The following is a 13,337-nucleotide window of genomic DNA, read 5'->3' on the forward strand; positions in this document are numbered from 1 at the left end:
CATGTGTCCGGTCCGTACATAAAGACACAAAAGTAACCAAAAAGTCTTCGCCCCACCACTCGGCACCTCGCCTAGGCTCGGTGTGCCCTCACTCCGGCTTGAATCCGTGGGCCGCCGCGATGGGCCATCCTTGGCCCAGCGCGGCTAACCCGGCGTCCTGCCGGGTTACCCACGGATTCAAGCCTGCGTTCGGCCATCGTGGTTAACGGGGCGTCTCAGATCAAGATCAAGATCAAGATCAAGATCTACAGCACGGCGGCCTGAAAGCCGACCTGAGTGGTTGAAGCAAGAGCCAGATCAAGTGCAAAGCCAAAGCCAAAGCCAAAGCCAAAGCCAAAGCCTATCTACCTGATACAACGCGGTCTAAATGTGGGAGCGGGCTTGCTCGCGAATGCGGTGGATCAGTCAATTTATCTGTCACTGATACACCGCATTCGCGAGCAAGCCCGCTCCCACAGTTGACCGCATGCAGTTCTGAACATGTGCTTTTCTGTGGGAGCTGGCTTGCCTGCGATGCAGACACCTCGGTGTATCAGGTACACTGAGTTGATGCTATCGCAGGCAAGCCAGCTCCCACCTTTGACCGAGTATGGCTCTGCTGTTGCTTTGCTGTTGCTGTTGCTGTTGCTCCGGCCCTTACATCCTTTTCGCTGGCGAAGTCAGCGGTCTTTTGATCTGCGCTTTTGATCGTGATCTTGATCTGAAATCGCCCCGTCAAACACGATGGCCGGAATCTGACAGTGATTTGGGGGGTAAACCGGCAGGGATGCCGGTTTAGCCGCGCTGGGCCAAGGATGGCCCATCGCGGCGGCCCCCCAAATCACTGTCGGATTGCGGGCATGCCGAGCCATAGCGAGGCACCGAGTGTTGGGGCGAGGACCTTTTGGTTACTTTTGCGTCCTTGCAAAAGTGACCCGCTGTAAGAGCGGAACCAATAGCGGCCGTTACCTAAATAACGGATATGTACTCAGCAATCCTGAGTCAACCCCAGACCTAAAACCGCCCCGGTATCCCCCCGGTCACAAGGAAAAACGACGGCGTCCACACCCCGGTTGCACCAACACTCAGTCGGCAGAAAACTTGAGCACAGTATTCTGGCTGTAGCTCTGCCCAGGATTCAACCGAGTCGAAGCAAACTTGGGCTGGTTCGGCGCATCAGGAAAATGCTGAGTCTCGAGGGTAAAAGCACTCCAGTGCTGATACGTCTTGCCCGCTTTGCCCTTCACCGTGCCATCGAGAAAGTTGCTGGTGTAGAACTGCACCCCAGGCTCGCTGGTATAGAGCTGCAAACGCCGGCCAGAAGCAGGGTCATGAACTTCGGCGGCGAGTTGCTTGATTTCGCCCTGGGTGTCGAGCGCCCAGTTGAAGTCAAACCCACCTTGTTTCGGCTCGGCAAATTTGAGCTGCGGATGCTCGTCCTTGATGTGCTGGCCGATCGGCGTGGGTTTGAGAAAGTCCATCGGCGTGCCCTTGACCGGTGCCAGCTCGCCGGTCGGAATCAGGGTGGCATTCACCGGCGTGTAATGGCTGGCATGCAAGGTGGCGACCTGCTTGAGAATGTCGCCGTTGCCAGCGCCCGCCAGGTTGAAATAACTGTGGTTGGTAAGGTTGAGCACAGTGGGTTTGTCGGTGCTGGCCGTGTAGTCGATATGCAGTTCGTTGTTATCGTTGAGGCTGTAGGTGACCTCGGTCTTGAGGTTGCCGGGAAAGCCCATTTCACCGTCCTTGGACAGGTAGCTGAGCTTGACGCCAACCGAGTCCTTGCCCTTGACGGGTTCGGCTTTCCACACCTGCTTGTCGAATCCTTGGGCGCCGCCGTGCAGTGAGTTGGGCCCGTCGTTGAGCGGCACCTGATAGCGCTTGCCATCAAGCTCAAACGCACCGCCTGCCAGGCGGTTGCCGAAGCGCCCGATGGTCGCGCCAAAAAAGGCCGTGCCGCTCTGATAGCCCTGCACGTCATCAAAACCCAGCACCACGTCATCGACCTTGCCGTTTTTATCCGGCACTTTGAGTGACTGCAACACGCCGCCGTAGGTGATCACCGTGGCTTGCATGCCGTGGCTGTTGCGCAAGATGTACTGCTCGACGGCGGTGCCGTCATTGGTTTTACCGAAGGGTTTGTGCTCGCTGGTGAGGCCCGCAGCCTGGGCGCCGCCGCTGGCAATCAGCAGGGACAAGGCAAGGCCGGAAAGCAGGTGACGAGGGTGCTTCATGGTCGAACTTCCTTTTGTTGTTTTCAGTGGAATAGTTCTACTAATGTGCGATATTTTGTCGCTGCAGCAGCAGATTTATAGCCTTTTACGGCCTGTTTGCAAAATAAAATAAGACTAATTAAGTGAGGCAACCTTTATATGACCACTCAGCAGGCTGTTTACCCCGACCTTGAGGGTAAGACCGTTCTGGTTTCCGGTGGTGCCTCAGGCATCGGCGAATTTCTGGTGCGTGCGTTCGCCGCGCAGGGTGCCAGGGTGGGTTTTGTGGACCGCGCGCAAAGCCAGGGTGAGCGACTGGCCGCGCTGTTGTATTCCCAGGGCTACAAGGTTGAATTCGTGTGTTGCGACATCACCGATGAAATCGCCTACAAGGCGGCGATTGAGCGCTTTGAACATTCGCTGGGACCAATCACCGTACTGGTCAATAACGCGGCCAACGACGTGCGTCACACCCTGGAAGAAGTTGATTCGGCGATGTTCGACAGGCTGATCGCGGTCAACCTCAAGCACGCATTCTTTGCCGCCAAGGCCGTGGTGCCGATGATGAAACGCGCCGGTGGCGGGGCGATTATCAACCTGGGCTCGGTGGGGTGGATGATGGCGTCTGCCGGTTACCCGGTGTACGCCGCCAGCAAGGCGGCGGCCCATGGCATGACCCGGGCCCTGGCACGTGAGTTGGGGCCCAGCCATATCCGCGTAAACACCCTGGTGCCCGGCTGGGTCATGACCGACAAACAACTGGCAATGTGGGTGGATGACGCGGCCAAGGAACTGATCAGCCGCAGCCAGTGCCTGCCCGGCAGCGTGCTGCCCGAACACATCGCCAATATGGCGTTGTTTCTCGCCTCGGATGCCTCGGCAATGTGTTCGGCGCAGAACTTTATTGTGGATGGCGGCTGGGTCTAGGCCTGTTAATCGATGGGGTAGCGCTTGAACGCCGGGTGCTGTTCCAGCCGGTCGGCGTGACGTTGCAGGTTGGGGAAGGCCTTGTGGTCGAGCACCGACGGCAGTTTTAACTGGGTGAACGACCACGCAATTGCCGTGGTCAGCGCAGCCTGGGTCAGCGGCCCGTCGGTGGGTTGGGCCAAGTGTTTTTCCAGCAACGAATAGGCGGCCAGCAGTTGACCGGTCACCCGCTCGATCCACGGTTCATGGAGTTTTTCTGCCGGGCGCAGATGATGCTCATACACGATCTGCACGGTTTTCTCGCAGGCCGCCAGGGCCAGCCCGAGCAGGTGCAGCTCTTTGGCGCGGGCGCCAGGCGCTTGTGCCAGCAGCTTCTTGTCGGAGGGGGCCTGGGTTTCGAAATAGTCCAGGATCAGGCTGGAGTCCATCAGCAAGGTGCCGTCGTCCAGCACCAGGGTCGGCGCCTTGACCACCGGGTTGATCGCGTGGAACTGCTCGAAGGTGCTGAACACCGACACCGACTGATGTTCAAACTCTACGCCGTACAGGTCCAGGGAAATTGCCACGCGGCGTACGTAAGGCGAGTCCAGCATGCCTACCAGTTTCATGAAGCCTCCGTTGCTTTCAGGTGAATGCTCTCAGGAGATCAAGGGCACTTGATTGCTCTGTGCAATGGCTTCGCGCAGTTGCTGATAGGCCTGCACCAACTGCTCCAGGCTGAACGCCAAATTGCGCCCGCTGGGGTTGGGCAGTATCCATACCGCTGCGCCGCCCAATAACAGCGGCTGCAGCCCCCAGGCAACCTCGCGTTGGCCGGACACGGCGCTATAACCGACCTTGCCCAGAAAGGCCACGAAGCGTGGCTGGCAGCGGCGGATTTTCTGCTCAAACGCAGCCGCGGCGTCGTTGAATTCATGCCGCGCCAATTCCCCCGCACTCGCCGTCGGGCGCTCCACCAGCGTGGTCAGCCCGCAGTGATAGTCGAGCAAGGTGCGCCCCTCCTGCGGGCGGATCTCATGAGGCGTGAAACCGGCCAGGTGCAACGTGCGCCAAAAGCGGTTGCTGCGGTTGGCGAAGTGCAGGCCCAAGGCGGCGGAGCCTTTGCCGGGGTTGATGCCGCAGAACACCACGTTCAAGTGCTCGGTGAGGATGTCTTCGAGTCTGTCGCTCATGTCGGGTCTACCTGCAAACGCATCAGCAGCCATTCGGTAAAGCTGCGGGCCAGTGGGTCGTTTTCACTGTCACGGTGGGTCAACAGCGCCCAACTGGGACCGCGAATGGTGGCTTCGACCAGCGGCGTGAGCAAACCATCGGCCTGGGCCTGGCGGCTCAGCAGTTGGCTGACCAGGCCGATGCCCAGCCCGCTGCACACGGCATCCAGCAGTAAACCCGGATCGGAAAAATTCAGCCCCTGGTCCTGTTGGCCCACATCAATGCCGGCCTCCACGGCCCAATGGCTCCAGTCCATCTCTCGCTCGCCGTGCAACGTGGTGCGCTGCGCCGCAGGCACAGACAGCAGCTTGGGATGGCACGCCGGAAACAGGCGGTCGGCATGCAGCACCTTGAAGCTGCATTCGGCCTGGGAGCTGATGTCGTCACGCACCGCCAGGTCGATGGTCTGGCTGGCCATGTCCGGCACTTCATCGGTGCTGAAGATCCACAGGTCTACCTCCGGGTGCCGCTGACGAAAGTCCGCCAGGCGTGGCAGCAGCCAGTGGCGAGCAAAGGTCGGCGTGGTGTTGAGCACCAGTTGATTGGGTTTGCGGTACTGCCCCAGGCGCCGCACGCCCACCGCCAGTTGTTGCAGCAGCGCCTGGGTGGTGCTGAGGAAGTCATAACCTGCGTCGGTGAGGCTCACGCTGCGCCCGCTGCGTAAAAACAGCGGCTGCTCCAGGTAAGCCTCCAGGCTGCGGATCTGCTGGCTGATCGCCGATTGGGTCAGGTGCAGTTCTTCGGCAGCCTTGTGGAAACTGCCTAGGCGGGCGGCGGCTTCAAAGCCGCGCAGGGTGCCGAGGGGCGGCCAGTGGTTGAGCATATCGATAAGCTCCGCTAATCAGTTTTCTACAAAATCCATCGTTTGTTTGGCCTTTTCAGCCTACGTAGCATGTGCGCCAAGACTCCGTGGGCAGTTTTCACTGAACACAATGACTTAACTCAAAGGTGCTTGTCATGCAGCGTAGTGAAATTTTAAGCAGTGGTTGGTGTATGCCCGCGGAGTGGTCCCATCATGTGGCGACCTGGATGGTCTGGCCGCATAACCAGGCGCTGTGGGAAAGCACCTGGGGTGTGACTTTGGCATGGGTGCAGCAGGATTTTGCGCGGGTCGCCAATGCCATCGCACGTTTTGAGCCAGTAAAAATGATTGTCGACCCTTCGGCAATGGCCAGTGCCAAAGCCCTGTGTGGCCCTGGCATCGAGTTGATCGCTGAGGCCGTCAACGACAGCTGGTGCCGCGACTCTGGTCCCACCTTCATTTGTCACCCGCAACAGGGTGCGGCGGGTGTGAGCTGGCGCTTCAACGCCTGGGGCGGCAAGTCGGCCCATGACTTGGACGAAAGCCTGGCGCGCCGGGTGCTTAATCACCTGGGGCTGGAGTGCTTCGGCACGCCGCTGAGCAATGAAGGCGGCGCGATCCATGTGGACGGCGAGGGCACCTTGATCACCACCGAATCGGTGCTGCTCAACCCCAACCGCAATCCCGGTATGACCAAGGCCGAGATGGAAGAGGTCTTCGCGCGCCTGCTGGGGATCAAAAAGACCATCTGGCTGCCCGGCGACCCGGATTACGTCACTGGCGACATGACCGACGGCCACGTCGACGGCGTGTGTGCCTACGCCCGCCCTGGCGTGCTGCTGGTGGATGCCACCCACGATCACCACTCGACCTACGCCCAAGTGGTACGCGAAAACCGTCGCGCCCTGGAACTGGCCACCGACGCCCATGGCCGCCGTTTCGAATTGATCGAACTGTATGAGGCCACCGACGCAGTGGACACCGATGCAGAAGTGTTTTGTGCCTCCTACACCAACTTCTACATCGCCAACGGCGCAATCATCATGCCGGCCTATGGCATTGAGGCTGATCAGGTCGCGGCCGAGGTGCTGGCCCAGGCGTTCCCGGGCCGTGAAATCGTGCCGGTGCAGATCAACCACCTGGCCCACGGCGGCGGCGGGGTGCATTGCATCACCCAACAGCAACCGGCCTGGCCGTTAAAGGGGTAATGCCATGACTGTATTGACGATTGCTACTACCCAGATGCCGTGTACCTGGGACTTGCCGGGTAACCTCGACCGCGCCGAGCGGTTGGTGCGCGATGCCGCCGCACAGGGCGTCCAGGTCATCCTGCTGCAGGAGCTGTTCGCCACGCCGTATTTCTGCATCGAGCAGCATCACAAACATTTGGCACTGGCCGAGGAGTATCAGCACAGCCGCGTGCTCAAGCGTTTCGCCGCATTAGCGAAGGAACTGGGCGTGGTGCTGCCGCTGAGCTGGTTCGAAAAGGCCGGTAATGCCTACTTCAATTCCCTGAGTGTGGCCGATGCCGATGGGCAGTTGATGGGCGTGTACCGCAAGACCCATATCCCCAACGCCATCGGCTACCAGGAGAAGGAATATTTCAGCCCCGGCGACACCGGTTTTCGCGTCTGGGACACGGCGTTCGGGCGCCTGGGTGTCGGTATCTGCTGGGACCAGTGGTTCCCCGAAACCGCGCGCTGCCTGGCGTTGCAGGGTGCTGAAGTGTTGCTGTTCCCCACGGCCATCGGCTCGGAACCCGGCTGCGCGGCGCTCGACTCCCGTGACCACTGGCAAATGACCATGCGCGGTCACGCCGCCGCCAACCTGGTGCCGGTAGTGGCGGCCAACCGCGTAGGCCGTGAAGTGGCGACAACGGATGCGAACCTGCAAATGGATTTCTACGGCTCGTCGTTTATCTGCGACCACAAAGGCAAGCTGCTGGTCGAAGCGGATCGCGAATCCACTGGCGTACTCGTGCACTCCCTGGACCTGTCTGCGATGCGCGAAGAACGCCTGACCTGGGGCATCTTCCGCGACCGCCGCCCGCACATGTATGACGCACTGCTGACCCTGGACGGACGCCCATCATGAGACTGCTTTTGAGCTGTGCCCTGATCCTCACCAGCGCCTGCGCCATGGCCGATGACAAGACGCTGAAACTCTATAACTGGGCGGACTATTTTGCGCCGGACACCTTGTCGGCTTTCACCGCCGAGACCGGCATCAAGGTGATCTACGACGTGATGGACGGCAGCGAAACCCTGGAAGCCAAGTTGATGGCCGGCGGCAGCGGCTACGATCTGATCTTCCCCGGCGACACCGTGGCCGAGCGCCTGATGCGCGCCGGCAGCCTGCAACCGCTGGACCCTGCCAAGCTCACTGCGCTGGATGATATCGAGCCGGGTTTGCAGAAGTTGCGCAGCCACTACGTCAACTCGAACAAAGCCACGGTGCCCTACACCTGGGGCACCATCGGCCTGACCTACAACACCGCACAGATTAAGCAGCGCTTGCCGAACGCGCCGGTCAACAGCCTCGACCTGCTGTTCAAGCCCGAATTTGCCGCCAAGTTCGCCGACTGTGGCATCTCGCTGATCGATTCACCGGATGAAGTGCTGGCCGTGGTGCTCAACTACCTGGGGCGCGACCCGCGCAGTGCCAAACGTGAAGACCTGGCCGCTGCCAGTGACTTGCTGCTCAAGCTGCGCCCCTACATTCGCAAATTCCAGTCGCAACCGGTGACCGACTTGGTCAACGGTGATTTGTGTCTGTCTCTCGGCTACAGCGGTGACATGACCCAAGCCCAGCGCGCCGCCGATGCGGCCGGCAAAACGGTGACCTTTGGTTATCACATCCCTCGCGAGGGCACCACGGTATGGATGGATACCATGGCCATTCCCGTCGACGCCCAGCACCCGGAATACGCCTATGCTTTTATCAACTTCGTGATGCGCCCGCAGAACATGGCCGCCATCACCAACTTCACCGGCTACCCTACGGCCAACGCCAAGGCCCGCCCGGCGGTGGAGGCAGCCATGCGTGATAACCCGCAAATTTACCCGGATGCAGCCACCTTCGAGCGGTTGATTGCCGGCAAAGACATCCCCCAGGCGGATATGCGTGCGCGCATGCGCATGTGGACTAAATTCAAGACAGCGACCACCAAGTAGAGACCCCCATGCCAACCCGTCGAACCTTCATCAAACAAGCCAGCGTGGTCTGTGCCATGACCTTACTCACCACCCATGTACGTGCCGCTGTCAAAGGCCGTTTCTACATGCCCGACGAAGGCGAAAAACACCGCCAAGCCTTTATCGCCTTTGGCGCCCAGGACGCTATCTGGGAAGACTTTACCGCTGATGTGCAAGCGGCCCTGGGCCGTATCGCCCAGGCGATTGCCAACTATGAGCCGGTCACCGTGTTCTGTCGCGAAGACGAGCGCGCATTGGCGGAAAAACACTGCGGCACGCGCAATATCACCTTTGTCGAAACCGAGCTGGACGATATCTGGATGCGCGACACCGGCGCCAATTTCGTCATCGATGGCACCGGTGGCGAAGGTGCAGTGGATTTCAACTTCAATGGCTGGGGCAACAAACAACAACATGCCGATGACGCGCAGTTGGCGGCGCTGGTGGCCGAAGAAACCGGCGCGCGCCACATTCGCAGTGAGCTGGTGGGCGAGGGTGGGGCAATCGAAGTGGATGGCCTGGGCACCGGCATCATGACCGAAAGCAGTTGGATCAACCGCAACCGCAACCCCGACTGGAGCAAGGCCGACGTGGAGGCCGAACTTAAGGAACGCCTGGGGCTGCGCAAGATCATCTGGCTGCCGGGCATCAAGGGCAAGGACATCACCGACGCACACGTCGACTTCTACGCCCGGTTTGTGTCGCCCGGCGTGGTGCTGGCCAACCTCGATACCGACCCCGAGTCCTACGACCACAAAGTCACCCTTGCGCACCTGGAAATCCTCAAGAACGCCACTGACGCCGACGGTCGATCGTTGCAGGTGCACACCGTATCGCCGCCGCTGAACCCGCGCAAAAGCAAGTTCAGCAAAGGTAACGAGGACTTCGCCGCCGGCTATATCAATTATTTTGTGATCAACGGCGCGGTAATTGCGCCCGAATTCGGCGACCCGGAGGCGGACCGCAAGGCATTGGACCTGCTGTCACGGCTCTACCCGAGCCGCAAAGTGCTGCAACTCAATATCGATGCGATTGCCGCGGGCGGCGGCGGTATCCACTGCGTTACCAACCACCAGCCGATGGCTTAATTGTCCTTGGCCAACAGGGTGCGGGCAAATTCGTCGGAGGCGATAAAGTCCAGGGTCTGGCGCAATTGCGCCGCCGCTTCACGGCCGAATGCCTGATCGAAGCGTTCGGCCATTTGCGTCGAAATACGTTTGGCCGCCACGTGGGTGCGCTTGCCGTGTTCGGTCAGCAACACGCGTCGGGTACGCCGGTCGAGTTCGTCCACGCGCAGCTCCACCAGGCCGTCACGTACCAGCGGTTTGAGCGTGTGGCCCAAGGCGGACAAATCCATCACCAGGGTTTGTGCCAGCTCGCCCATTTTTGGCGTGCCGGCCTTGGCGATACGGTTGAGCAGCGCGTATTGCGTGGCTTTAAGCCCGCAGGGCGCGAATGCTTCGTCATAGATCTGGCCCAGGCGGCGCGAGGTGCGGCGCACGGCACCGTTGACGCAGGCACTGGGGCTCTCGGAGCAAGGCGGGGCAGATTTCAAGGGCAGATACTCTCTGATACAAAACACGACGCGGCTGATTATGCCTGCGCGACCTGTCAGGACAAGGCCTTTCGGACCGAACTGACGTTCCAGATGAAGACTGAGACAGCTTGAAACAAATTAGTTGCGTATGCCACTAAGTTCGATATCGTGGCATATGCCTCTTTGTGACCTGGATGTCGTTACAAAATCCCCAGGAAGTGCATGGGGCGAGGCGGGAAAACGGCATGGCGAAGCCTGCTTGACCGACCAATCTCCTGTCTGGATCACCTCCTATGCTCAACCTCGTGCGCATCGCCTTGCTGCGCCCCTATACCTTTTTGGTATTGGCCATTTTCATCCTGATTGTCGGACCGCTGGCGGCCTGGCGCACGCCGACGGACATCTTCCCGGAAATCCGCATTCCGGTGATTGCGGTGATCTGGCAGTACACCGGTTTGCCGCCGGACCAGATGGCCGGGCGCATCACCTCGCCGTTCGAGCGGGTGCTGACCACCACCGTGAACGACATTCGCCATATCGAAGCGCAGTCGATGAACGGCTACGGGATTGTGAAGATCTTCTTCCAGCCCGGCGTCAACATCAGTACCGCCAACGCCCAGGTGACGTCGGTGTCCCAGGCGATCCTGCGGCAATTGCCGCCCAGCACCGTGCCGCCGCTGGTGCTCAACTACAGCGCCTCCACGGTGCCGATTGTGCAGCTTGCACTCTCTGGGCCGGGGCTGAGCGAACAGCGCCTGGGTGATATCGGTCTGAACCAGGTGCGCCTGATGCTCACCAGCGTGCCCGGCGCGGCCCTGCCATACCCGTTTGGCGGCAAGAGCCGGCAGGTGCAGATCGACCTCGATTCGGCGCGCATGCAAGCCCGTGGCCTGTCGGCGCAGGACGTCGCCACCGCCCTGGCCACGCAGAACCTGATCACCCCGGTAGGCACCCAGAAGATCGGCAGCTACGAATTCAACCTGCAACTGAACAACTCGCCGTCGGACTTCCATGACCTGGAAAACCTGCCGATCAAAACCGCCGACGGCACCACCGTGCTGATCCGTGACGTGGCCACCGTGCGCGACGGCAACCCGCCGCAAACCAACATTGTGCATGTGAACGGCAACCGCTCGGTGCTGCTGCCGGTGCTCAAGACCGGTTCGGCGTCGACCTTGGGCGTGATCGCCGGGATCAAGGAAAAGCTTGCCGACAACAAGGCTGCGTTGCCGCCCAACTTGAATATCGATTTGATCGGCGACCAGTCGCTGTTCGTGCGCTCGGCCATCAGCGGCGTGGCCCGTGAAGGCTTGATTGCGGCGGCGCTGACCAGCCTGATGATTTTGCTGTTCCTCGGCAGTTGGCGTTCGACGGTGATCATTGCCACCTCGATTCCATTGGCGATCCTGGCCTCGATAGCCACGCTATCGGCGCTGGGCGAAACCCTGAATATCATGACCCTTGGCGGTTTGGCGCTGGCCGTCGGTATTCTGGTGGACGATGCCACGGTAACCATCGAGAACATCAACTGGCACCTGGAGCAGGGCAAGCCGGTGCAGACGGCAATCCTCGACGGGGCGGCGCAGATCGTGACCCCGGCGTTTGTCTCGCTGCTGTGTATCTGCATCGTGTTTGTGCCGATGTTCTTCCTTGATGGTGTGGCGCGTTTCCTGTTCGTGCCGATGGCCGAAGCGGTGATCTTCGCCATGATCGCCTCATTCCTGCTGTCGCGGACCCTGGTGCCGACGTTGGCCAACTACCTGCTCAAGCCGCATCTACACGGCGACGACGGGCACGTACCGTCGCGCAACCCGCTGGTGAATTTCCAGCGCGGTTTCGAGAAGCGTTTTGAAGCCTTTCGCGAGCGTTACCACAGCGTATTGCACAGCGCCTTGCACCATCGTCGCGCGGTAGTGATCGGCCTGCTGGCGTTTGTCGCCGTGTCGTTTGCGTTGGTGCCGTTCCTGGGCCGCAACTTCTTTCCCGAGGTCGATTCCGGGCTGATCCTGTTGCACGTCCGCGCTCCGGTGGGCACACGGGTGGAGAGTAATGCGCACCTGATCGCCGACATCGAAAACGCGATCCGGCGCAAAGTCCCGGCCCAGGAACTTAAAGCCTTGGTCGACAACATCGGCCTGTCCATCAGCGGTATCAACGTGGTGTACAACAACACCGGCACCGTGGGTTCCCAGGACGCCGATATCCAGATCAGCCTCAACGAAGGCCACCGCCCGACGGCCGAGTACATGCGCCAATTGCGCGAAACCCTGCCACGGGAATTCCCCAGCGCGGTGTTCTCGTTCCCGGCGTCGGACATTGTCGGGCAGATCCTCAACTTCGGTTCGTCAGCACCGATCGACCTGCAAATCACCGGCAATAACCTGGCGGGCAACTTCACCTATGCCAGCGCGCTGCTGCGTGATATTCGCCGGGTACCGGGGGTGGTGGATGCGCGCATCCAGCAGTCGCGGCAATTGCCGACATTCAATATCGACGTGGACCGCACCCGTGCGCAGTTGGTCGGCCTCACCGAACGTGACGTGACCAACAGTCTGGTGGTCAACTTGGCGGGCTCCAGCCAGGTGGCACCGACGTTCTGGTTGAACCCGGCCAACGGCATTTCCTACCCGATCGTGATGCAAACCCCGCAATACAACCTGGACAGCCTGGCAGCGTTGCACAACTTGCCGCTGAGCGGCAGCAATGGCGCGGCCACCGACCAGACCTTGGGCGGCCTGGCGAATATCCAGCGCAGCCACAGCAGTTCGGTGTTCAGTCAGTCGGATATCCAGCCGGTGGTCGAGGTGCTGACGGCGATTCAGGACCGGGATTTGGGTGGCGTCGCTGCCGATATCCAGAAAATCATCGTGGCCCACGCCGGTGAAGTGCCGACCGGCTCCAAGGTGATCTTGCAGGGCCAGGTGCAGACCATGAACGCGGCCTTCAGTGGCTTGCTGTTCGGCCTGTTGGGCGCAGTGGTGCTGATCTATCTGCTGATCGTGGTCAACTTCCAGTCCTGGGCCGACCCGTTTGTGATCATTACCGCGTTGCCGGCGGCATTGGCGGGCATTGTGTGGATGCTGTTTGTCACGCATACGCCGCTGTCGGTGCCCGCCTTGACGGGGGCGATCATGTGCATGGGCGTGGCCACCGCCAACGCCATCCTGGTGGTGAGCTTCTGCCGTGAGCGCCTGGCTGTGCATGGCGATGCCGTGCAGGCCGCGCTGGAAGCCGGTTTCACGCGGCTGCGGCCGGTGTTGATGACCGCTATATCGATGATCATCGGCATGGCGCCCATGGCCCTGGGCCTGGGCGAGGGCGGCGAGCAGAACGCGCCGCTCGGGCGTGCGGTGATCGGCGGCCTGGCGTTTGCCACCATCGCTACGTTGATTCTGGTGCCATTGATTTTCAGTCTGGTCCACGGGCGTCGCCAACACGCCACGCTGGCGACTACCGTTTCCCAAGGGGTTTGA

General features: G+C 60.6%; 11 protein-coding genes. 6 read left to right on the forward strand and 5 right to left on the reverse strand.

Annotated features, from left to right (window positions below):
* Positions 1-1,064: 1,064 nt before the first annotated feature.
* On the reverse strand, positions 1,065-2,213 hold the full coding sequence (locus P5706_RS13390; RefSeq protein WP_285679515.1) for an aldose epimerase family protein: 1,149 nt from the start codon (positions 2,211-2,213) through the stop codon (positions 1,065-1,067).
* 138 nt (positions 2,214-2,351) lie between these two features.
* Between P5706_RS13390 and P5706_RS13395 the strand changes: the two genes are divergently transcribed.
* A complete protein-coding gene (locus P5706_RS13395; protein ID WP_200434139.1) occupies positions 2,352-3,119 on the forward strand; it encodes an SDR family NAD(P)-dependent oxidoreductase in 768 nt (255 codons plus the stop codon).
* 5 nt (positions 3,120-3,124) lie between these two features.
* Here the strand turns inward: P5706_RS13395 and P5706_RS13400 are convergent, their stop codons facing one another.
* Genes P5706_RS13400 through P5706_RS13410 form a run of 3 tightly spaced genes read right to left on the reverse strand, consistent with a single transcriptional unit; the run spans position 3,125 to position 5,154 of the window.
* Positions 3,125-3,727, reverse strand: coding sequence for a glutathione S-transferase family protein (locus tag P5706_RS13400; protein ID WP_285679516.1), 603 nt, complete (start codon positions 3,725-3,727; stop codon positions 3,125-3,127).
* Between the two features lie 30 nt (positions 3,728-3,757).
* Positions 3,758-4,291, reverse strand: a complete 534-nt coding sequence (mug, locus tag P5706_RS13405; RefSeq protein ID WP_285679517.1) for a G/U mismatch-specific DNA glycosylase — start codon at positions 4,289-4,291, stop codon at positions 3,758-3,760.
* On the reverse strand, positions 4,288-5,154 hold the full coding sequence (locus P5706_RS13410; RefSeq protein ID WP_285679518.1) for a LysR substrate-binding domain-containing protein: 867 nt from the start codon (positions 5,152-5,154) through the stop codon (positions 4,288-4,290). Before P5706_RS13410 ends, mug begins: the two co-directional genes overlap by 4 nt.
* A gap of 134 nt (positions 5,155-5,288) precedes the next feature.
* Here P5706_RS13410 and P5706_RS13415 point away from each other — a divergent pair, with 134 nt between their 5' ends.
* From P5706_RS13415 to P5706_RS13430, 4 genes are read left to right on the forward strand one after another with little or no spacing between them, the layout of a single operon-like run.
* Positions 5,289-6,341, forward strand: coding sequence for an agmatine deiminase family protein (locus P5706_RS13415; protein WP_200434135.1), 1,053 nt, complete (start codon positions 5,289-5,291; stop codon positions 6,339-6,341).
* Between the two features lie 4 nt (positions 6,342-6,345).
* Positions 6,346-7,227: an N-carbamoylputrescine amidase gene (gene aguB, locus P5706_RS13420; protein ID WP_285679519.1), complete on the forward strand. Its 882-nt coding sequence runs from the start codon at positions 6,346-6,348 to the stop codon at positions 7,225-7,227.
* Positions 7,224-8,306 (forward strand): extracellular solute-binding protein, encoded by a 1,083-nt coding sequence (locus P5706_RS13425; protein ID WP_285679520.1) that lies wholly within the window; start codon positions 7,224-7,226, stop codon positions 8,304-8,306. Before aguB ends, P5706_RS13425 begins: the two co-directional genes overlap by 4 nt.
* 8 nt (positions 8,307-8,314) lie before the next feature.
* Positions 8,315-9,415 carry an agmatine deiminase family protein gene (locus P5706_RS13430; protein WP_285679521.1) on the forward strand — a complete coding sequence of 367 codons (1,101 nt, stop codon included), beginning with the start codon at positions 8,315-8,317 and terminating at the stop codon, positions 9,413-9,415.
* Here the strand turns inward: P5706_RS13430 and P5706_RS13435 are convergent.
* Complete coding sequence (locus P5706_RS13435; RefSeq protein WP_285679522.1) at positions 9,412-9,882, reverse strand: MarR family winged helix-turn-helix transcriptional regulator; 471 nt, start codon at positions 9,880-9,882, stop codon at positions 9,412-9,414. The genes P5706_RS13430 and P5706_RS13435 overlap by 4 nt on opposite strands.
* Positions 9,883-10,157: 275 nt before the next feature.
* Between P5706_RS13435 and P5706_RS13440 the strand changes: the two genes are divergently transcribed.
* Positions 10,158-13,337, forward strand: coding sequence for an efflux RND transporter permease subunit (locus tag P5706_RS13440; RefSeq protein ID WP_285679523.1), 3,180 nt, complete (start codon positions 10,158-10,160; stop codon positions 13,335-13,337).

Source organism: Pseudomonas sp. ChxA (assembly GCF_030263855.1).
In the GTDB taxonomy this organism is placed as follows: domain Bacteria; phylum Pseudomonadota; class Gammaproteobacteria; order Pseudomonadales; family Pseudomonadaceae; genus Aquipseudomonas; species Aquipseudomonas fluorescens_CB.

Excerpts from the sequence above, each read along its gene's own strand:
- aguB (WP_285679519.1), top strand. The coding sequence starts at position 6,346 with ATGACTGTATTGACGATTGCTACTACCCAGATGCCGTGTACCTGGGAC.
- P5706_RS13410 (WP_285679518.1), bottom strand. The coding sequence starts at position 5,154 with ATGCTCAACCACTGGCCGCCCCTCGGCACCCTGCGCGGCTTTGAAGCC.
- P5706_RS13395 (WP_200434139.1), top strand. The coding sequence starts at position 2,352 with ATGACCACTCAGCAGGCTGTTTACCCCGACCTTGAGGGTAAGACCGTT.
- P5706_RS13440 (WP_285679523.1), top strand. The coding sequence starts at position 10,158 with ATGCTCAACCTCGTGCGCATCGCCTTGCTGCGCCCCTATACCTTTTTG.
- P5706_RS13425 (WP_285679520.1), top strand. The coding sequence starts at position 7,224 with ATGAGACTGCTTTTGAGCTGTGCCCTGATCCTCACCAGCGCCTGCGCC.
- P5706_RS13400 (WP_285679516.1), bottom strand. The coding sequence starts at position 3,727 with ATGAAACTGGTAGGCATGCTGGACTCGCCTTACGTACGCCGCGTGGCA.
- P5706_RS13430 (WP_285679521.1), top strand. The coding sequence starts at position 8,315 with ATGCCAACCCGTCGAACCTTCATCAAACAAGCCAGCGTGGTCTGTGCC.
- P5706_RS13390 (WP_285679515.1), bottom strand. The coding sequence starts at position 2,213 with ATGAAGCACCCTCGTCACCTGCTTTCCGGCCTTGCCTTGTCCCTGCTG.
- mug (WP_285679517.1), bottom strand. The coding sequence starts at position 4,291 with ATGAGCGACAGACTCGAAGACATCCTCACCGAGCACTTGAACGTGGTG.
- P5706_RS13415 (WP_200434135.1), top strand. The coding sequence starts at position 5,289 with ATGCAGCGTAGTGAAATTTTAAGCAGTGGTTGGTGTATGCCCGCGGAG.